Below are 22,096 nucleotides of genomic sequence, written 5' to 3' on the forward strand. Positions count from 1 at the left end.
TACCTCTTGAGAACGAAGGAGGGCTATCATGAATAAACAGACATTAACCTTTCCAGAGGATTTCTGGTGGGGCTCCGCCTGGTCGGCAGAACAGGCAGAAGGACGCGGTGAAACAGGAAAAGCAGAAACTGTATGGGAACGTTGGTACCAGAAAGAGCCTTATCGCTTCTATCATCGTATCGGCTCAGACGTGACGACAGACCATATTCATCGCTATAAAGAAGATATTCAGCTAATGAAAAAAACAGGCCACAACTCATTTCGTGTGTCGATTTCCTGGGCAAGAATGTTTCCTAACGATGGTGTTGGCGAGGTCAATCAGCAGGCAATCGTGTTTTATCGTGACCTCTTTTCTGAAATGAAGACACAAGGTATTAAAGTTTTCGCAAACCTTTACCATTTCGATATGCCAGCAAAGCTGCAGGACAAGGGCGGTTGGGAATCCCGTGAGGTGGTGGATGCCTATGTTCATTTTGCGGATACTTGCTTTAAAGAATTCGGCGATTTAGTCTATCATTGGTTTACCTTCAATGAGCCTTTAGGTCCAATCCTCGGCAGCTATCTTGAAGATTTTCATTACCCAAATCTCATTGATTTTAAACGTGGTGCTCAAGCAGCTTTCTTCACTATTTTGGCACATGCCAAGGCTATTGCTGCGCATAAAAAACACCAATTATCCAGTAAAATAGGTGTGATTCTGAACCTTAGCCCAACCTTTCCAAGAAGTCAAAATCCCGCCGATGTAAAGGCAGCGGAAATCGCGGATCTTTTTTATACACGTAGCTTCCTTGATCCCATGGTAAAAGGCGCATTTCCCGAAAAATTGACTGCACTCTTGAAAGAGTATAATCAGCTGCCGGAGGATATGACAGAAGAAGACTTACAAATTATCAAAGAAAATACTGCGCAGATACTGGGATTGAACTATTACGAACCTCGTCGGGTGAAAGCTCGTCTCACCGCAATCAATCCAGAAGGACCGTTTCTTCCAGAGTGGTTCTTTGAGCCGCATATCATGCCAGGGCGAAAAATGAATGAATACCGTGGGTGGGAAATCTACGAAAAGGGCATTTATGACCTATGTATGGATATCAAAAATAATTATGGAAATATTGAAGCCTTCATTTCTGAAAATGGGATGGGCGTTGCTGATGAAGAACGGTTTATGGATGAGCAGGGACAGGTAATTGATGACTACCGCATCGCATATATTCAAGACCATTTAGCTTACCTATGGAAAGCTATCCAGGAAGGCTGCAATATTAAGGGCTACCATTTATGGACCTTTATCGACTGCTGGTCATGGATTAATGCCTATAAAAACCGCTACGGTCTCGTGTCACTGGACTTATCTACCCAAAAACGAACCATCAAAAAAAGCGGAGAGTTTTATAAACAGCTAAGTGATGCCAACGGCTTCGACTATGATACCGATTTACTGGTTGACTGATTACGTTTGTTAAAATAAGAAAAGCATCGAAAGCAAGACTAGCACGGTCCTGTTTTCGATGCTTTTCTATTGTTTTCAGCTTACTTCTTTTTCAGTATTTTCCAAATAAATCGTAATTTGTTCTTTTTCTGTATTTTCAATGACCAGCTTTTGCAGATACTGGAAGAGCATCAACAGCCAGACAAAGGCAATCATAAAGGAAACCAGCTCAAAAGCTGTCAAAGAAAAATAATGTACGCCTTGGAATAACACTACAGTCAGAACAAGTAATCCCATAATGACATAAGAGGTCACCTTAAATTCTTTCGTAACCTTCGGCAGCAGCCAATGCATGCCGATAATCAAAATAATAATTAGGTAAACCAAATTGGCCGCAACCTGATTATGAATCGTGCCATAAATTGAATCATCCTGATAAGGAAATGCTCCCACCCCACCAAGATTCAACGCAACAAGAATCAACAGCCAACGAAGAATCGTCAATTTGATTCCACTATATTTTTGCTTAAGATTGACGAATAAATAGTCGATTAGTGCAATCATCAAGACGGCCGATAAAATCAATGTCAGATTGAACTGCCATCTGCTGGTCGCTTCCACGGTTCCTAAAAAACTGAAATTATGCTGCCACCATTGTTTTTCTCGATTGGTAAGCATTGCACCCAAGGCACCACCCACAATGACAATAGTCAGGATATTCGTCAAGAGCATCGGCGTCAGCTCCAAGACCAGATAAATCATCAAGTAATTAATGACTGCCATCATCACAAAGAAAAACAAGGTCGCTGTAAATAAATCAAAAGCAATTCCCGGGAACATATAGCCTAACAGTCTAGAGAGAAACAATGACCCAAGAAATAAAATAATCAGGAAGGAAATAACCAATGCAGGAAAATTTCGCCAATACAGATTTTTCGCCTGAGATTGTGTTCGACCTTTCTTCACACCAACAAATGTAATAATCAGCGTAAGAATTCCAGTTATTACTCCAACTGTACTGACCAGCTCACCAATAGAAGGACGTCCGACTAAAGGAACATAAGTATATTTCTTTAAATAGAAAAACAGAAAAAAGATAATTGTCGCAATAACCGTCGGCAATAAGAAGCCTCTCAGAGAAATCGCCTGTTTTTCCATCCCTCCCTTTTCTTTTTTTCTAATTGTTAGTTTGCCTGTCTGCACATCCAAATCCATCTCATTTTGCTGATCAATATCAATTTCTTTTAGTATCTCCTCCGGTAACTGAAACTCTGATTCATTTTTCATTGTTATCCCTTCCCTTTACCCTAAACTTTGCTCGCTCTCGAATCATTCGTTATTCGAACAGCTATCAATCACTCTATAGAATAACGTTTGTACACAAAATCTTCAAATAATTTCAACCGACTAAACCGTTATTTATTTTTTATCGTTCCTTTTTAGCAATAGTGACGACTGGTTATCAATTCATCAGGCTTCGGTTACACAACACACAACTAATTTTACCGCCATCATCTTTGTTGTGATTTTCAATAATCAAGCGTATACTTTTGGGCATAAAGGAGGGAATAGTATGTGCACTAGTATCACTTTAGCAAATGAACAAACGAATTTTCTTGCCAGAACGATGGATTTTGGCTTTGAGCTGGATGGACGACCAACCATAATTCCAAGGAACTACAGCTTTACCACTGATTTAGGTGAACAGCTCACATTTCCATTAGGCTTTGTCGGTACCGGAAGAAAGCTGAATTCCTATTTATTCGCAGATGGCGTAAATGAGCACGGCTTAGCCATTGCTGAACTGTACTTTCCCACAGAAGCCAGCTATATGAAAAAAGCCGTGCCTGAAAAAATTGCACTGGCTCCCCACGAGTTTATTATGTGGGTATTAGGAAATATCGGCTCTATCGAAGAACTGAAGACACGAATTAACGAAGTAGTTGTGGTAAATAGGGAGAACAAATTATTAGGTATTGTCCTACCGCTGCACTTCATCGTTACAGATTCCAGCGGAAATACAGTGGTTATTGAGACTCATGATGAAACACTGACAATCAAAGAAAACCCAGTTCATGTGATGACTAACAGCCCACGCTTTGAGTGGCACCTGCAGAATTTGAACAATTATCTGTTTTTACAACCGACAAATTTTGCAGCCAAATCCTTTGGTGATATGCCCGCTGCGCCTTTCGGACAAGGTTCCGGTACGTATGGCTTACCAGGTGGCTACACCTCCCCTGAAAGATTTGTACGTGCGGCCTTTTTGAGAAGCTATGTATCAAATACAGAAACTGTAGATGGTGCCTTAACCGGTATTTTTCATGTTTTAGATAACGTGACGATTCCTAAAGGGGTCAATATAAAAAATGATGGCGCCACTGACTATACACAATATCGAGCAGTATTCGATACAAAAAACCGCTGTTACTACTTCAACCCTTACCATACTCAAGAAGTATTCAAGGTTCAATTGACAGAAGAGAGATTAACTGCGTCTGAACCGATTGAACTGACAGTTTCATCTAGTTTCAGTACGACAGAATTATAAAAGAAATGGGAAAGTAATTTGCCTAGGCAAGTCACTCTCCCATTTTTTTATTTTGATTATTCTTGTTGGATTTTTTCTACGTATTTTTATAGAAGTCCGGAAGCTTGAATAATTGTTGCGATTCAAGCTGTTTACCAATTGCAAACAGCAAATCTTCTCTTCCCTTAGAAGCAATAAACTGCAGTCCAAACGGTAGCCCGCTTTGGGTCAGGTGCAGAGGCAGACTAATCGCCGGCTGTCCTGTTAGATTCGCCAGCTGCGTATACGGTGTGAGTGCCAAGCCTTTCTCAAACATATCATAAACCAGCTGTGCCAATTCAGCTTCATTTAGATTTTCGGAGTGATGGAGTGCTGTCCGGATTTCATCACTTTGAAACTCTTGATTAATTTTTGGTGCAGAATCAGCGGCCGTTGGTGTTAAAAGCAAATCATACTCTGAAAACAGGTTTTCCATCCTTAATGCGATTGCATCCCATACATTCAGAGCATGAATATACCTTTTTACGGGAATCGATTCGCCATACTGATAAAGCCCCCAAGATAACAGCTCCATATCATTAGCAGTCAGCTTACGGGACATCCCCTGTTGCATGCCGGAGAACATCGCCGACGTTTCTGCTCCGTTCATCACATAGTAGCTTTCAATCATTTCTCTACCATCAAACGGCCACGTAACCTCCGTCAGCTCATGACCTAACCTGCTCAACTCTGCAATCGTCTGTTTAAGTGCCAGCTCCGCTTCAATAGAAACCGGTGTTCCTACAGGCGATGCCGATAAATAAGCAATTTTCAGAGTCTTATTATTCGTGTGCTCCTGCCATTCTTCACGAGGCGGATGATACGGTGAAGCCTTATGATTTCCTCTAAGTGCATAAAAAAGTGCCTCAGTATCTCTCATAGAAACCGTAACTGCAAAATCGATGGCTGCTCCTTGCCAGCCACGCCAGCCATTTGGTCCAGATGGCATGGCTCCTCTTGTCGGCTTCAAGCCAATCAAGCCACAGAAAGACGCCGGTATTCGGATTGAACCGCCACCATCACTGGCTCCGGCAATTGGAAACAGTCCACTTGCCACAGCTGCGGCAGCACCTCCGCTTGACCCACCGGGAGAATGAGCAAGATTCCACGGGTTGCGAGCAGGGCCATACAACAATGGATCGGTAATATTTTTAAACCCAAACTCCGGTGAATTGGTCTGTCCTACAGGAACAAAGCCAACACTCTCCAATCTTGATGTAAAGTTGGATGTTCTTGATGCACGATGCTCTGAAAGCAATCGTGAACCAAAGGTGCTTTTCCAGCCCGCTTTTTCCTGACCGAGCATTTTTAGCGGTATCGGCATTCCAGCGAAGGGCTGATCTTCTGTTATAGAATACGCCTTTATTTTTTCAAGCTGTTCATCCAGCGTCCATTCAACCAACGCATTCAGCTCAGGATTCCTCTCCTTGACCTTCTTATCCAGCTCAGTGTAATACTCTAACAGACTAATTTCTTTTTTCTTGAACTTTTCTATCCAATATAATGCATCCTTCATCCTTTTTTACCCTCCTTCATTTTAAAATCAATTATCTGGTCATTAAGTAGCTTCATGCTTTTTTTCATCTTTCAACAAAAAAATCGCCTGCTCTACCCAATCAAGCGCCGCACGACATTGACTTTCTCCATACATGACTGTCAATTCCCAGTATTTGACGCGCTTTTCATGTGCCGCAGCAGCACCATAATGCGCAATGGCCTCTCGGTTAGAGGCAAAAGAGCCTAACGTCTTCAGACATTCTTCTTTAAAGTGTTGAAGCATAGTAAGCACTTCCTCCTCCGGCATTTCGCCGGCTAGAAATACCCGCATAAGAAATGCACTTCGAACAACCACTGCTTTCGCAACATCCGTCTCTGGTGTTGAAAGCCAGCGCTGCAGCTCCTCATTTCCAGCTTCTGTTAAGGAGTATACTCGTTTATTAGGTTTCTCTGTTTGAATGACCTCTTCGCTTTGCAGCCAGCCCTTCTCCTCCATCGCTGTTAACTCCCGATAAATTTGACTGGTTTGCGCTTGCCAAAAATGAGCAAGCGACCGCTTAAACGAGCGATCCAGCTCATAGCCGGTCATTGGTCCCGCATTCAATAAGCCTAAAAGTCCATGCTTTAATGACATTTCCCTCACCTCTCTATATTCCACAAGTTGAATATAACATAAACTAGATAGAACAGCAAATACACACTTTTTACATCAAACAAGAGCACCTATGGATGCTGCAACATCCATAGGTGCTCTTGTTTTTTCATTGTGCCTTTATTCTTTAGTTGCTCCCTCTTCTAATAGCGATAATCCTCAGTTCCTAAAAAGATATTTTGCGGAATGCCTTTATCATCATATTGAACAATCAAATATTTTCCAAAGGTCTGTTCTTCTTTACCAGTTGGTCGGCTATCATATACGCTAACTGATTGTCCGGCAAGTGATTTTTCGTCCTCCCCATTCTTCTTTTCAAAAGATTTGACTGATTTTTCAGAAGCAGAAATATCCATCAATGCCATCAAATGTTTAATAAACGCTTCTAAATCTTTCCCTAGGTAGGCACCATCACCAGTCGCTGTTCTGATTTCCGTTGCTTGGCTTGCCAATTTACTTTTTCCACTATCTTGATAATATTCGTATTCTATTGTTGATTTCATACTTACCAGATTCTCACCCTCTTTGTTCGCAAAAAAAGCAGAACGCGTAAGCCTGAACGTCCGTTCAAATGCTACTACAGCAATTTTTTCTTCCATTGTCAAATCATCCTGACTGAACTCTTCGTCAATCACTCCATTTGCAGCCTCAAAAAGTGGTAAGAGCTTCTGCCCGTATTTCTCCTCTACAACCTCTTTGATTTCATCTTCTGAGATTGTATACTCAGATTGTCCAAAATTTCTAGTCCGTTCTCCCCACCAGACAAATGCTGCATCCTCTTCCGGCAGCTCCACATCCGCTGTTGATTTTTGCTTTGAGCAAGCAGTCAACAACACAAATGCACTTAAACAAAATAGTAGCGTTATATATTTTCTCATACATTTCCTCCTATTAGTCAACTTGAATGGTTATTGGCTTCTTGTTAGGAAATTCAGTCTGATCAAAGGTAATAATTATCAGCTCTCTGCTATCCGCCTCCAGCGAATAAACGGCAGCTGCCTCGATGACTTCATTTTTATTGAGTTCCTTTTGACTGTTCTCTGCCAGATAAGCCAAGGTGTCATCAGATAGATTTTCATGACCGGCTTCCTTCAACGCATGGTCATCCTGTGTAACTTTCACAAACTCCTGCCACTTATCTATCGGGCGATAAGCTTTACGTTCCTTATTTGTATACACATACCGAATCACGAGTAATTGACCAGCTTCTTCAGTTTCAATCTTGTAACTGCTCAGCTGCATGGACAAGGTATCATTTTGAACCTTGTTGTTCAATTCTTCTGAAGAATCCTCCGTCACCTCTCCAGTAACCTTTTCGGACAGGGTTTCTACAGAATCATCAAAGGCTTCTTTTCTTTTCTCATAGGAATTATCCACTTGGCTATAAAAGAAAAATTCAAGAACACCATTCTCTGTTGATACATAATAAATATCTAACCATGAATCCTTTTCTTCGTAATCTGCTCGGAAGGTGTAATGAATCCCCGGTCGCTTATTGGCAGTAAAACTGTCCATTTCTGTGCTGTTTACATCATAGTAGTTCTTCAAATATTTCTTTGCGTGCTTTTCCAACGCTTCCTTACTTAAATCAGCCTCTTTATCCGCTCGAATGAACATGACTGAATTGCTGTTTCTATCCTTTGCACCAAATACCGATGAACCATTCAAAGTTGCTTTAGAATCTTCTTCCGCTTCCCAGCCAGCTGGCAGCTTTAATGAGTACTCACTGCCGTTAAAAGAAAAATCATCGGCACTCTCTCTTAAAGAATATTTTTGGCAGCCGCTTAATAAAAACAAGCTGCAAATAATCATCAAAAATCCTTTTCCCCTCATTCTTCCACTTCTCCTTGATTTCCAGCAATTGCTTGCTGTTTTTCATGGCGACGCCGCCAAAACAAGTAGACACTAAAAATAAGAATACAACAGACAAATAGAATGGCACCTACCTTAAAGCCCTGTGGTAGATAAACGAATTCCAATTCATGCGTTCCTGCCGGCATCGTAACCGTCAAAAAGGCTTCTTTAAATGGCTCGATCTCCACTTTTTCTCCATCAATATACGCTGACCAGCCCTTTTCATAAGGAATCGTCGTTAAGAGAACTTGCTCTTCCTTAGACTCTACTGTTGCCCTTGCTTTTCTGCCTTGAACATCAAAATCGACCCCTTTTTCCTGCATCTTCTCTACGTCTTCAGCAAATTTCTCAGTATTAAGGAATACCGCATCCGGTCGATAGACACCTATCGTTTGCATACCGCCTGTAAAGGTTAATTCAAGCTCTACAGCTGTCGTTTTTTCATGATAGCCTAAATCATAATATTGCCCAGTATCAGAGATTCTATTGGATACCGCTTCGCCATTGATTTCCGCCGTCACGGTTGTTCTTCCGAATTTCCCTAAATCGGTCGGAACGATGCTGACATAGCCCTGACTTTTTGCCGGAACCGTCACTAACAGCTTAATTGTTCTTGAATGAGCAATCTCTTCTTCCCCTAGCTCAATCACATTTTCTGATTCAGTAATAATCACATTTTGTGAATCGATAATCGGTGCATCACCAAAGCTGAACAGTTCTCCCTCAGTCTCTGATAAATAATTGAACAGCTCCGTCTGATTCTTTACAGCATCCTTTTCATAAATTCTATCATCAGTCATAATCCCCAAAGGCAGTGCATATTGGTTTTCATATAGAGTATAGTCTCCACTTTTTCCAACCGCTTCATAACCGAACTTGTTGAAGCCTTTATTGCTCGAAAGATTGTACTTCATTCCTACCAGCGTATCTGCCAACAAGGTATTGTTCTTATAATCAATCAGCAGGTTCGTTCCCAATGAGCGATACCCCAGCGCGTTCATATATTGAGAAGAGTGACGGTTTCTGATTGAAGAAAACATTGAAACACCATGATAGCCATATCTAAAGCTATCATTCGCGGAAGCAGAGGTCAGGTTCTCCATTCTGAAAAATGAATCATTGTTCTCTGTTTGCGCAACAAGTTTCTCGATATCCTCAGATTGATCCTGATAATATTGAGCATACGAATATCCCCAGTCACGGCTGATACCTGAAATCATTTGTTGTGCGTTAAAACCAGTTTCTCCGATCATAATCAGCAGTAAACCAATGTATACGAACTTTTTCCATTGTGGTTTATGCACATAAATCAACCCAACAGATAGGTAGATACCTAGCAGAATTATTGTAATGATTAACGATTCTGTCGTAATCAAACCGTATCTCTTCTTACTTGATAGAAGGACAAAGGCTAAAAAGATTCCGGCCAACGTTAGAATCACATTTATCAGGTCATTGATGTCTTCCTTAGAAAAAGCCTCTAGGCTATAGCCGGCAAGTAAAATAATCAGGAAGGACAGAATAAAACTAAATCGGAATAGGAACATATACGGCGCATGCATGCCATGCCAAAACAGATTCAACGGATCAATATAGATACTTGCAATCATCACAGCGAATAATGACCCGTAAATCAGCTTATTCTTAAGCGGAAATTTCTTCGTGACAAAATAGTAAATACAAAAAATCAGCGGAAGCAAACCAATGTAAATGAACGGCATACTCTTATATTTACTCGTATCGTAAACGCCGACCATATTCTTAGCAATTAAATCCCAGATACCAGTATCTACAGTCCAAAATTTACTAATTTGGCTCAGGCTTTCCCCATTCGTCATCAAATCAATAATCGTAGGTAGAATCACAATCATCGAAGCTCCACCAGCTAAGAACGAAGTGAAGAGATATAATCCGATAGATTTTTTATACCTTTGCCAGTTCGTAAAGGTTCGGGCAAAAAAATACATGAATGAAAAGACCCCTACCATGAATGCCATATAAAAATTCGATACGAATAGCATCAGGTAGCTGACAAACAACAACACAGGTTTTCTTTTATCCATTAAACGATGAATCCCTAAGATAATCAGCGGCAGATACACAAAGGTGTCCAGCCACATGATAACTTCTGAATAAGCAACCGCATAAGACATCAATGCATAGCTGACGCTCAGCCCGGAAATTAGCCAACGGTTCAATTTATATGTATTATGTGAAAATATCCAAAAGGATAAACCACTCGCACCAAATTTGAGCAGTGTTAAGTAATACAGCGTATCCGGCATATTATTGTTATTAAAGAAGGCTACCAAGGGCGTGAAAATCCCGTTTAAATAATAGGCTGACAGCGCCCAGTAGTTTAATCCCAAAGATCCGGACCATGTGTAAAAAATACTTTGTTTTCCATCCAACACATTTTTGAAGCTCGCATGGAAATTCGAGTATTGCGAAAAGGAATCTGAAGCCATGATTGATGCCTTACTTCCCGGGTAGACCCCTACCGTATAGTACGCAACAATCATGATTAATACAGGAATAATGAAGCTGATACTCATTGAAAAAGAGTTCTTTTTCAAAAACTCTTTTATTTTTTCAATCGTCATATAAAATTACTCACTTTCTTTCTATTTATTAATGCGGTATTCCCAGCTTGTTAAATGGAAAATACCGATAACAGACAACCCCTTCAATTTGTTCACTATTCACTAAACCAAAGTCACGGCTGTCGTTGGAATGATTGCGATTATCACCTTGGACAAAGTACTGATTTTTCGGAATCATTTTATATTGTGACAATTCTTCCGCTGCTGCATCTGATATAGTGATTTTCAACATGTTGTCCAGCATATCCCCGCTGCTCGTCGGCGCCTCCGCACGTCTTTCTGCTCCTCCTTCCTGTAAGAGAAACAAACTATTACCGACAACCCATATGTAATCTCCCGGAATTCCTATGACCCGTTTAATATAAGAAGTATTCTCCACTCCTTTTGGTTGAAAGGTGATGATTTCATAACGTGTCACCTCTTGTCTCTTCTTTAGAAGAATGCGATCATTTTCTTTGAAGGTCGGTTCCATAGATATTCCATCCACGCGATGTGCAGAAAAATTCCAGAAAAAGTAGCCAAACAGAAAAAGCACAAGAATGAGCATAACCGTACTTCCATTTGCCAGAGAATGCAGGATTTCTCTCAACGTCCTCTTTTGATTGTTTTTTTGCTTCCTTTTACGCACCTTTTTCGGAATCGAGCTTTGCTGTTTTCGTCTCCCCTTTGAAGAACTGACAGTTCTTACAGTCGACTGCCCCGTTTTCCTTCGCTTTTTTCGTGGCGTAGTTCGTTGTTGTTCTATTTTCGTCATCGTTCACTACCTTCTATATAGCCTTGTAAAAATAATCATTGCACGACAGGTGCCTTCATGATTGGCTAAGCAATGGTGCATAAAACTAATTCGCTCATAGGTTATATTTGTCAGAACTGTCTCATATCATAGAATGGAAAAATTCTAGCTTTGACTATTCCTATAATATCTTCTTCATTTACACAGCCGTAAAACCTGCTATCTGTGGCGTACTCTCTGTTATCCCCTAAAACAAAATATTCTTTGTCAGGAACTTGTGCTGACTCTAATACATCGGAGAGTTTAAAATCCGCTGTTAAGGGTTCGTCTGACTCCCCCTTAGTTACTGTAGATAAAAAACGCTCAGCCTTCAGCTCATTATTGACATACAGCTCGCCATTTCGATAGTCGATTTCTTCTCCCGGAAGTCCGATTACTCGACGAATACTTCGTTCTCCATTGGCATTTTTCATGTAGACCAGATCAAATCGTTTGATGCTTCCCCATCGGTAAACAAACAAGCGCTCCTTGTCATTCAACGTGGGAACCATGGAATAACCAGTCGTTTTCGGAAGTACAAAGACCGAAACGGTTACCGCATACAATAGAATAATCGATATACTAAAGGTCAGAGCCAGCTCTATAATCAACTTCCGTTGTTTCCTTCTTTTGTTTGCTTTTCGTTTCTCGGCATTCATTTTGCCTTTTTTCCGTGTACTTTTCCCTGACGCTTTTGCTCTTTTTTTAGGAACAGCTTTATTGCCGCTAGTTGTCTTTTTTTTCGGAAAGGTGTCCTTTTTTCCTTGCAATGCAGGTAATCTTTTTTTCTTTCTCGGCTTGTCCATAAAACTCACCTCAGGTTGTTCTTACTGCTTTTGCTTTAGAGCAGCCTCGTTAATCTTAAATTGCTTGAATATCTCTTTCTGACTGTCTTCCATTTTCTTGATATCGTTCATATAGCCGGAAAAAATATCTTCTTGCTGCAACGCTTCTACTGTCTGTTCATTCAAATTCGTTCCCAGCTGCTTCATCGTGTTAAAATACCTATTTAACAGCACCTGTTTTTCTTCCTTCAGCGTTGCCGATGATTTAGTAAATCCAAAGCTCACCATTTTCGCCGAAAGGTTCCTGATATTTTTGATGGATTTTTGTGGGTTTTCATTTTTATTGACGTTTTCAAGCTGTACCGCCAGTTCATCAAGTATGTAGTATCCTTGCACAATTGCTTCTGATTCTTCTCCGTTCAACCTATTTTGCTGATAATAGCGTGAATACATCGCTCCTCCTGAACAAAGACCTGCAAATACTAGCAGTAATAGGCCCCATGTTAACTGCTTTCTAAATGAACGTGCCAATTTTCGTTTTGCTTGCATAAAGCGTCTCCGCTTCTTTTTGTTCTTTGGCGGACGTTTTTTCTTAAACAATCGTAGTTTTTTCCTACTCTTAATAGCAATAAAAAGCAAAACCAGTCCAAAAAAAGCGAAGAGAAGTACCCCAGATACAAGGGCAACAAATGACCAATCCAAAGTACTCATTATTCCTCATCTCCTCGTCTTTTTATTTTTTCTTCTTTCTCTTCTTTTTCTTCTTCTTTTTAATGTTCATTGACACACGAACGATGACAAAAACGAGTAGAAAGACGAGTAATACGCCAACAATGATTATCGCAATGGTCTTCCAGTCGATTCCCTGCTCTTGTACTAGATTCACATCTTGGTCGTTGAATTTATCTGCTTCTTCGTCGGTAATTGTAAAATCTTGATCCCATTCCCATCTTCTATCCTTCGTACTGGCTACAATGTGTGCGTGGTAGTCCCCAGGCACCATTTTTTCTCCATTCATTGACACTGGAAAATCAACCATGCTATTAGGCGCGACACGCATACTTGCCTTTTTCGCATCATAAATCACCGCTTCTGAGCCTTTTTGGTTAATTTGAACATCCATTGTCATATCTTCCAAATAGGCAGCTTCAACATTGGAAAAGTTTACAAAAATACTATTCCGATAATTATTTAAGCCAGCTCCTACACTATTTAATTCCAGCTCCGGCAAAACAACAGTATCAGTTTCTGATAAAACCATACCAATAACATACGCATATTCATTGATTACCCCTTGCTGCTTCGCACGTTCCTCTTCGTCCGCTTGGGCCTTTAACTCAATCCCCCCCGAAATGACCCCATCATAGGTAGCTTCCGGCATATTAATTTCCAAGGTAAGAGGAACGGTTGTCCTGGCAGGTAAAGTAACCGTCTCCGGTGCCTTTACAATATCTACAAAGTCGTATTTCAATGATTTATCGTTATCGATTGCCATCGGACCATATTCTATTACCCCATTTCCATTGGTCTTTGCGCCACTTAGAGTCACTACAGCGATGACTTCCGCATCTGATTCATTGGTCAGATCAACCGTGACTGTCTGGGTTTGTCCGGCAGCCATCCGCAGATCAAAATATCCAACTTCCTTATTCATTTGGTTTTCAGGTTGATTCACCTTGTATGTAAATCCTACCGCTGCATCAGCAGTTAAGCTAAAAGAAAATACTCCTAATATGTATAAAATAGCAATGAATAATGTGTTTTTGATTTTTTTCATTCCCTGTTGCCTCATTTCTTTTTTTCATGAGAGGGGTTCACCGGCTGAATAGCCGATGAACCCACATCAGTCATTTTAATTTTTTTTGCTTATAGAGTTTCTGATAATGTCCAAGTGATTACTGCATTGTAATCCCCTGCAACAACAACCGCGTTTTGTGCTTTTGGAATTGTCAATGTTACAGATTTATCTGCATTGGCAGCTCCAGCTTTTTCACCAAATACTAGGTCATGCTGTCCGTATCCGGCGTTAGTAGCTCCGGCATTATTTGTGATAAATGGTGTTGAACCAGTTGTAGCAACAATACCTGAAGCAGCTAAACCATTTGCTCCAACAGAGTTAGCATATGAGTTAATCCAAGTATTCTTATATTCGATTGTTGAACCGTTCAATTCTTTTCCGGCAGCTGATTTAAACTGTTGTGTCAATTGAGCACTCAATTTATAGTCACGCTTGTCAGCACGTTTATCCAAGAATGATACAAGGTTGGCTGTTTTTACGTTGTTCCCATTATCATATAATGACGCATTGAAGTTTTCTTGTGATGCAGTCAATACTGAATGTGTTTCAAATTCCAATGGTGTTACAGCGAAGATACCGAATGTACCGGGATCAGTGATTGTGAATGTTGAGTTTTCAGTAATTGTTGTTCCTGTACCAGTAGAACCGCCTGAATCAGTTGATGTACTGTTATCTGTAATTGTTGGTTTACCTGTTTGTTCAGTAAATCCGATGTGGCCCTTTCCTTCAATAGAGTTTGCCTTTGTTGTACTTGGTACTGCTAAACTTACTCCGGCAAGTGCTACTAAAGCTGCTCCGCCTAATTTGTGTGATAATTTCATGTGTGTTTCCTCCTAAGATTTGTGTTTGTAATTTATGGTAGCTCGGATAAAATCCAAGTTAACACCGTTGAATAGGTTCCCGAATTGATTTTCGTCGCTGCAGGAATGTTTAATGTGATTGCACTGTTTTCATAGATTTGCTTATTGGCAAACGTTGGATCAAGCATTGCTTCACCCTTCTGATTTTGCCTTGGTGACAAGGTATTCTCCAATTGAAGCGGATTATTCTCCGATGCGCCAAAGGAGATGGACCAAGTACCTAGCCCGTTACCGGATTGTGCAGTGGCAAGCGTATAGGTTTCACCAATATTATTTATCTCAATGACTTCTTTAGAAACTAAAGGAGCATGAGTTAAATCTTCTGTAGAGTTTGCCCAAGATTTATCAAACGAAAGCATGGCACCAGTCAGCTGGCTATTTGCGGCTGCGGCATTTTGAAATTGATTGACTTGACGCAGCTCCAGCTTCCACCCAAAAGCCTCTGTGCGCTCATCTGTTACCTGGATAAAATTTCCTCTCGCCGGGGTTTCATCATGAAACAGCTGAGCATTGACTGGATAACTCATTTCTTTATTCGTAATTTTATTGACAGAAAAATTCAGCTGAGGAACAAAATCAATACGTAAATCCCCCGTCGTGCTGGGACTTGGTCCCGGATCGACAATCGTATCCGGATATTCTGGATCCCTGATACCTTCATTGCCGTTTCCATCCCTATCTCCCGTAAAGCTGATATGTCCTGACCCTTGTTTACTTGCTTCTGCAAATACTTGGTTCTCTTCGAATAAAGAACCTGAAATTCCACTAAAAACAGTTAGTGCTGCTAGGCAAAAAATAAATTTTTTCATTTATTTCTCAACCCCCTTTATTTTTCTAAAGAGAGCAAATAACAACACTGCACCAAGGATGATGCCACCACTGATTGATAAACTTTTTTCAAAAAGATCGCCAGTTGATGGATACTTCCCCTCTGGCTTTGAACCACCTATTGTATCAGGCAATTTTGACCCGCTTGTTTCAGTATCAGGCAATTGTGATCCACTTGTTTCTGTACTATCTGACGACTCTGTAGTTTCATCAAAAAATGTAATCTGACCGTTTGTTTGTACAGCTCCGCCTTCGGCATTTACCGGTTGAAAACCACTTCCACCCATTATCATCACCAGTAAGGCAGATAATAGTAGATAGCTCAATTTATTTTTCATTACTATTACCTCCTTACTATGGTGCTTCCTCTAATGTGAATTGTATGGTTCCGTCGTAATCATCAATCTGTCTAAATTGTTTATCTGACAATTTGAACTGGAAGCCGTTGGTTTTATCTTCCCACTCAGCCTTACTTACGTTGACATCACCAGTATCATTATGTTTACCGGTAATGATAGGCTCGGAAGATGTCGAGTTGATTGCGATATTTTCTGAACCATTTTGATAGTACAGAACATTCGTAAGAATAAATGTTGGGTCTTTTCTTGAATGCATATCTTCCGTCAACTTCGCTTTGATTTTCCAATTTGTTAAAGTGGAACGAGTATCTGTTACTGTCAACGGCTCTTTATAAGTTGGTCGCTCTGATTCAAATGCCCCGTAGTGCATGATCGTATGGTCATCACCAAACTCCAATAATTTTGGTGCCGAAGATAAGAACAATGTCCCTCTAAATTTATAGGTTACCGTTGTATCTTTATTTGGAATCACATACGCACCATCATTTGCCGGAAACTCATACAGCTCATAAGAAGAAAGCAGTTCGTTGAGTTTTGCCGTAACATCACTGTAGGTATTTCTCAAATCAATCGTCGTTCCAATTTTCTGATCGGCTTTAACAAACTTGGCAAGTTCCTCACCGTTATCCTTTTCAAAGATAATTGTTAGTGTGATTTCTGTAATTGGGATATAATATAACGTCACTGTTTGATCCGCTACTTTGTATTGCAATGTTGCCCATTCATCTTGTCCAGGCAGCGAGTAGGCAAAATTATATCCATCAATCGCAGGAGGCGTGCCAATATTGGCTGTTGTTCCGATTTGTCCGGTGAATTCCTTGGAGGTTTGCCCTTCATATTGAATTGCAGTCCCCTTCGTCGCATCCACGTATTTAACAGTTATTTTTCCTTGTCCAACTTTATAAAATAGCGTAACAGTAGTTGTTTCGCCAAACTTCACCGTGGACAAGTCATCTGGAGTCGAGTATAGGAAATCGTATCCCTCAACCGTTTTATCAATAGTTGGAGTAGTTCCTATCAGCCCTTCAATCGACTTATCAGCTTGGATTTTCGTTCCATCACTGGAGTTTCTATAAACGATAGTCATCGTTGCTGTTTTAGGTATTTCGTTATAATACAGTTTGACTGTCTTATTCGTTGCACCGTAGGTAACACTTGCCAACGGTTCTGAATCCGAATCTACATACGTGTAGCCTGAAATCGTCGTTGGTGTGATATTCGCTGCTGTACCAATTGTTCCGGTTTTCGTCAAATCCACCTGTTCTGATGCAGAAATCTTCGCACCACCTTTGATCCAATGTTCAATTGTGATGGTTGATGTTTTAGGTATTTCGTTATAATACAATTTGACTGTCTTATTCGTTGCACCATAAGTAACACTTGCCAACGGTTCTGAATCTGAATCCACATACGTGTAACCTGAAATCGTCGTTGGTGTGATGTTCGCTGCTGTACCAATTGTTCCGGTTTTCGTCAAATCCACCTGTTCTGATGCAGAAATCTTCGCACCGTCTTTGATCCAGTGTTCAATTGTGATGGTTGATGTTTTAGGTATTTCGTTATAATACAGCTTCACTGTCTTATCTGTTGCACCATAAGTAACACTTGCCAATGGCTCTGAATCTGAATCTACATACGTATACCCTGAAATCGTCGTTGGTGTGATATTCGCTAATGCATCAATTGTTCCCGTTTTCGTTAAATCCACCTGTTCTGATGCAGAAATCTTCGCACCGCCTTTGATCCAGTGTTCAATTGTGATGGTACTTTCGGTGGGCGCTTCCTTCGCATAAATCTTATACACGTTTTTACTAGCATCAAAGCTTACAGTAAGAGATGTGGCATTCAACGAATCGCTAGCTGTAAAATCAAGCTTGTTGTATGCTGTCTCACCCATTGCTGCCTTCAGTGCATTCTTCGCTTCAGTTTGTGTCAGTACGCTTCCATATTTCTTAGAAGCCAACTGACTGTTAGTTAAGGAATAAGATGTTCCCCCAAAAGCTTGATAGGTATTACTTACTACTGTATCCTTCAGTGAATAGTTGCCTGCAACAGTTTCACTACCGCTGCCGTTATAAGTGTAAAGTTCTACAGCTGCATCAGATAGTGGAACATATAAGTTAGGTGAGGCATTGTATGTTCCCGGTCCGGTGTTTACGGTGAGACTCGTACTACTGAACGCAGGTTCTTTATCCCCCATTTTCTTGCCGGAATAGTCATTATTGGCCGCTGTCATATCAAAGGATGACATTCCTCCATTTGCATAACCTTGAAATTTCAATTCGGTATCTGTCATAGAGGTTAAATCCGTATAGGTACCCCCAAACGTATTTTGAACAAAATTAAACTGATTTGTATTTAACGTAGAATTCCAGTTTAGAGCAGTAAGGGTACTGGATGGGTAGAGCGTCCGCTGTAAATTCACTGCAAACTGATTGTTATTCAAACCTTTGTAGTCTATTACTCCACCACGAACACGAATAGGATTGACATTTATATCCATTAATCTTTTTGCAAGATCAAGTGGTGTACCAGCATTTGAACTGTTTACCTCAATGTGTCTCCACCCTTTAGCCGTTCGAGCAGGAGTAAAGATTTTATCAACCATCGGATCATAATTCGTTGCATCGTCTCTCTTAAAGGCCACCTGAATAAATACCGGTGAAGCTTTAGTTCTGGCAGCAATCTTTGTACTGTTTTCATATTCTTCCAAGCTCTGCAAGAAATCCTGCTTCATTGCTTCAGAAGAAAATTCATAGTTTGAATACAAAATAATCACCGGCGTAGTGTACCCTGAAGTATCGTACGCATACACACCATGACTTCTAGTGTTATCTGCTATTTCAGTAAGGTATCTTACATACGCTGCCGGATTTGACCCAAATGAACTTTGACCTGCTACCCCCATAGGATTGGATGCCCCAAACCAGATAAGCATATTTGACTGCGTAGTAGACGCGTTCACACCATTCACATTACTGGTTGTTCTCCCTGCATCTCGCGTGGTAATAGCTGTAGCTCCTTGTGAAGCAGTATTTCCAGAGTAGTAACCATTAACAGAAAGTCCTTGAAACCCGTCGTTCATACGCATCGCCTGAAACTGCAGCTTCAACGCTTCTTGCACATAAGACAATGTTTCTTGTCTAGGCATACCAGTCATACCTGGAATCACCTGTCCCATCGGTCCTGCATAATCTACAAAATTCAATGTCGAAGCAAATGACCCTTCCACTATTCCAGTTTCTATATTACTCATGACCTGTGCCAAATCGTATTTCAGATTCTCATCAGGGTAATCGTTAAGCGCTATATTCCGCCCAGTGTAACTCGTTGCATCATACAGCTCCAATCCGTTAACAGTTTGGATTAACTGTTGTCTAGCCAAATCAGAACTGATGCCTGATTCCGGACTGACTGCCGCATAATAGACCTTGTCCAAGGCAGCTAGAGACCCTTCCTGCCAAGTGGTATTTCCTCTATACGGACGTTCTGGATCCGCCCCTTTTAGCGGTGTCAAAAACTTGTTTACCGAATCTCTCGCTTCTGTTAAGGTAGCTGCTGTCCATGTTTTGTAATTCGATGTACTGATATCAGCTGCGGCTTTTACCGCTTTGTCCTTTGCAGACAACCCATAGCTGAAAAGGCTAAATACCATAACAGCACACATTAGAAGCGAAAACACTACTTTAAATTTTTTCATTTTTCTGTCCTTTCTCATTTTTTATTTTCACCCCCTTTCACGGTTATTCCCGATCCCCCATGAAAATAATCTACTCGCAAATCATATAACCTACGGAGCGAACTGTTTTTAGATAATTAGGATTTACAGCATGCTGCTCTAATTTTTCACGAATTCGAAAAATCACGTTCGCAATTCGATATTTCTGATTGTTGTAGGACTGTTGCCAAATACTTTGGTAAATTTCTTCATAAGTAAATGCTTCTCCCGCTCGACTTTGCAGCAGTCGAAACAATCGATATTCACAACGTGTAAGGGAAATTTCTTTTTCTCCAACCCTCACCGCTAAATTATTGTCGTTCATTTCAAATAGTTGTTTTTCAGCTTCTTTACTTCCCGCTTGTTCTTCTGTCACTACTCGCTTTCCTTCAATAGGCTTATGAATTGTTTCTCTTCTTTTCAAAGCATTCAATACAATCAGTTCAATTTCTTTTGCCGAACAATCTGTGTCAATGTTTCCATCTGCTCCGAGTTGTAAATAGATGGTTCTCTTACGCTTGTCTCTGTTTTTTGAAAGAACCCAGACATATGCCGCCGATTGTCGTTTGATTTCGATGATTGACTGGCATATTTCTGTAACAACAGAATCCTTGTTATCTGTAAAAATTACAATGGCGTCTTTGTTCTCCAACTCATTGGACAGTTGATCGACATCTACAGCGAACACTTCAAATGCTTCTTTGCCTTTTTCTGCTATGTACGTACTAGCTTCTTTTTCTGGAAAACCGATAGTGATCATTCCTATGTTGTACATATGTCATGCTCCTCCTTGATATATTTTATTGAAAGTCCCTCTCCCTAGGACTATCTTCAAACTGTCGAACTCTTTTTTTTGAATATTTTAGAAAACAATTTATAATAACTTCAATGAGTAGGTTCTGCTTTTCTGCTCAACTATTTCTTTCAAGGGGAAATAGTTATCGATTTTTTTGACGGTACTCTTTCTTATTTCTTCTACAAATAAGAAAGAAACATTCAATTTATTGTTCTAATACTATTTATTGGTGGTCTTGACCATTTAGGTGACGGCTTATTTGGACAAAAAAATGAAATGCCCAGTTACTGAGCATTCATAAATAACTCATCAATCTTTGCCATTGCTGCCTGGCGGTTTTCGATTAGAGAATCTGTATACGTGTCTAATGTCAGTTTTGTTGATTGATGCCCCAGAATTTGACTTAGGCTTGCAATATCAACACCACGCTCAATGCATCGTGTCGCAAAGGTATGACGCAACGAGTGAAAGCGGACATCCTCCAAGCCAATCTTAGTAGTCAGTTTTTTGAACCGATAATTGATTGTTCGCGGCTCTGCTAGACCTCCATTACAAGCAATTACATATTCACCAACAGCTAAGTGCTTTTTCTCCATTAAATAGTTTTTTAGATTAAGAGCCATTGGTATTTGGCGTTCCGACCGATCCGATTTCGGCGTTCCTGCTACAACCTTGGTTTTTCCACTTACTGTTTGTTCATTGGTTATCCGTGTAATCGTCCGCTGAACATGAATAAGATTCTTTTCAAAATCAATATCCTCCCATTTCAATCCACTGATTTCACCGATTCGCATACCGGAATACAAGGCCAAAATAATTGGTGAGCACTCTCTTTCCTGCATAGCCAGCATTTCAAGCTTCCTTTGTTCTGACATTGAAAGAGCATGAATCTTTTTCGTTGTTGTCTTAGGTAGTATGACATTCTTACAAGGATTTTTACCTAGATAATTTTGTGCTGCTGCAACATCCAATGCCTTCTTTAGAATATTAAAGATATTACGAATCGTTCCCGATGACAGCTGCTGCTGTGCAAGTTGATAAACAAATGCTTGAATATCAGCTTCTTTGATTTTTTGGAGCTTTAACGAGCCAATAGACGGAATAATATGTCGCTTAATCAAACGGACGTAATTAGAATAGGTTGTAGGCTTTACTGTATGTTTAACTGTACCTGTCATCCAATTGCCGATGAAGCTTTCAAGCGTTCCATTATAGATAGAGATTGAGTAGTCGCTCAAAAGATACTTTGCTTTCACAAGAGTCAGCTTCTCTTTTACCTCCGAATAGTGTTTTCCATATATATAGCCATAAATGATTTCATTTCTTGTTGTCCGTTGTTTTATGTATCGCCCTTCCCAACGGCCATCTTTACGTTTGTAAATATTCTCTCCCTTTTTCACCATTGTCAATGTCCTCCCTGTTACTAGTTTTGACGATTTTTTTGACGGCGCAACAATAAAAAAACAATTTTTTGTTATAAAATTATTTTTTATCTAATAAATATCAGACTTCTCTCTCATTTTTTTGCAATATTAATGAAAAAATTGGAAAAACGGTCTATTGACTTCCAACTTCC

The 22,096-nt window shown here is 40.3% G+C and carries 18 protein-coding genes; 2 read left to right on the forward strand and 16 right to left on the reverse strand.

Going from position 1 to position 22,096, the window contains the following annotated elements:
- Positions 1-28: 28 nt before the first annotated feature.
- Complete coding sequence (locus IW510_RS02910; RefSeq protein ID WP_202056722.1) at positions 29-1,450, forward strand: glycoside hydrolase family 1 protein; 1,422 nt, start codon at positions 29-31, stop codon at positions 1,448-1,450.
- Positions 1,451-1,525: 75 nt separating this feature from the next.
- Here IW510_RS02910 and IW510_RS02915 read toward each other — a convergent pair whose 3' ends face one another.
- Positions 1,526-2,716 carry a DUF998 domain-containing protein gene (locus IW510_RS02915; RefSeq protein ID WP_202056724.1) on the reverse strand — a complete coding sequence of 397 codons (1,191 nt, stop codon included), beginning with the start codon at positions 2,714-2,716 and terminating at the stop codon, positions 1,526-1,528.
- A gap of 286 nt (positions 2,717-3,002) precedes the next feature.
- On the opposite strand from IW510_RS02915, the gene IW510_RS02920 reads away from it, so the two are divergent.
- Complete coding sequence (locus tag IW510_RS02920) at positions 3,003-3,980, forward strand: choloylglycine hydrolase family protein (protein ID WP_202056726.1); 978 nt, start codon at positions 3,003-3,005, stop codon at positions 3,978-3,980.
- A 76-nt stretch (positions 3,981-4,056) separates the two neighbouring features.
- Here the strand turns inward: IW510_RS02920 and IW510_RS02925 are convergent, their stop codons facing one another.
- From IW510_RS02925 to IW510_RS02995, 15 genes are all read right to left on the reverse strand, one after another.
- Positions 4,057-5,514, reverse strand: a complete 1,458-nt coding sequence (locus IW510_RS02925) for an amidase (RefSeq protein WP_202056728.1) — start codon at positions 5,512-5,514, stop codon at positions 4,057-4,059.
- A 42-nt stretch (positions 5,515-5,556) separates the two neighbouring features.
- Positions 5,557-6,129 (reverse strand): PadR family transcriptional regulator, encoded by a 573-nt coding sequence (locus IW510_RS02930; protein ID WP_202056729.1) that lies wholly within the window; start codon positions 6,127-6,129, stop codon positions 5,557-5,559.
- Positions 6,130-6,290: 161 nt separating this feature from the next.
- Positions 6,291-7,025, reverse strand: a complete 735-nt coding sequence (locus IW510_RS02935; RefSeq protein WP_202056733.1) for a hypothetical protein — start codon at positions 7,023-7,025, stop codon at positions 6,291-6,293.
- Between the two features lie 13 nt (positions 7,026-7,038).
- Entirely contained in the window at positions 7,039-7,980 is a 942-nt protein-coding gene (locus IW510_RS02940) for a DUF5067 domain-containing protein (protein ID WP_202056735.1), read from the reverse strand.
- Positions 7,977-10,604, reverse strand: coding sequence for a YfhO family protein (locus IW510_RS02945; protein WP_202056737.1), 2,628 nt, complete (start codon positions 10,602-10,604; stop codon positions 7,977-7,979). Before IW510_RS02945 ends, IW510_RS02940 begins: the two co-directional genes overlap by 4 nt.
- Before the next feature lie 28 nt (positions 10,605-10,632).
- Positions 10,633-11,358, reverse strand: a complete 726-nt coding sequence (lepB, locus tag IW510_RS02950) for a signal peptidase I (RefSeq protein WP_202056739.1) — start codon at positions 11,356-11,358, stop codon at positions 10,633-10,635.
- 110 nt (positions 11,359-11,468) lie between these two features.
- Positions 11,469-12,182, reverse strand: coding sequence for a signal peptidase I (lepB, locus tag IW510_RS02955; protein WP_202056742.1), 714 nt, complete (start codon positions 12,180-12,182; stop codon positions 11,469-11,471).
- A gap of 21 nt (positions 12,183-12,203) precedes the next feature.
- Positions 12,204-12,872: a hypothetical protein gene (locus IW510_RS02960; protein ID WP_202056743.1), complete on the reverse strand. Its 669-nt coding sequence runs from the start codon at positions 12,870-12,872 to the stop codon at positions 12,204-12,206.
- Between the two features lie 22 nt (positions 12,873-12,894).
- Positions 12,895-13,938: a DUF916 and DUF3324 domain-containing protein gene (locus IW510_RS02965; protein WP_202056744.1), complete on the reverse strand. Its 1,044-nt coding sequence runs from the start codon at positions 13,936-13,938 to the stop codon at positions 12,895-12,897.
- Positions 13,939-14,027: 89 nt separating this feature from the next.
- The gene (locus IW510_RS02970) at positions 14,028-14,780 is read right to left on the reverse strand and encodes a WxL domain-containing protein (protein WP_202056748.1); all 753 of its coding nucleotides are present in this window, start codon (positions 14,778-14,780) and stop codon (positions 14,028-14,030) included.
- Between the two features lie 32 nt (positions 14,781-14,812).
- Positions 14,813-15,628, reverse strand: a complete 816-nt coding sequence (locus tag IW510_RS02975; protein ID WP_202056750.1) for a WxL domain-containing protein — start codon at positions 15,626-15,628, stop codon at positions 14,813-14,815.
- Entirely contained in the window at positions 15,629-15,985 is a 357-nt protein-coding gene (locus IW510_RS02980) for an LPXTG cell wall anchor domain-containing protein (RefSeq protein ID WP_202056757.1), read from the reverse strand. It abuts the gene before it with no gap.
- A gap of 16 nt (positions 15,986-16,001) precedes the next feature.
- Positions 16,002-19,706 carry a MucBP domain-containing protein gene (locus IW510_RS02985; RefSeq protein ID WP_202056764.1) on the reverse strand — a complete coding sequence of 1,235 codons (3,705 nt, stop codon included), beginning with the start codon at positions 19,704-19,706 and terminating at the stop codon, positions 16,002-16,004.
- 70 nt (positions 19,707-19,776) lie between these two features.
- Positions 19,777-20,499, reverse strand: coding sequence for a response regulator transcription factor (locus IW510_RS02990; protein WP_202056765.1), 723 nt, complete (start codon positions 20,497-20,499; stop codon positions 19,777-19,779).
- A gap of 305 nt (positions 20,500-20,804) precedes the next feature.
- Complete coding sequence (locus IW510_RS02995) at positions 20,805-21,923, reverse strand: site-specific integrase (protein ID WP_202056766.1); 1,119 nt, start codon at positions 21,921-21,923, stop codon at positions 20,805-20,807.
- Positions 21,924-22,096 lie beyond the last annotated feature (173 nt).

The organism is Enterococcus sp. BWR-S5, assembly GCF_016745255.1.
Lineage (GTDB): Bacteria > Bacillota > Bacilli > Lactobacillales > Enterococcaceae > Enterococcus_L.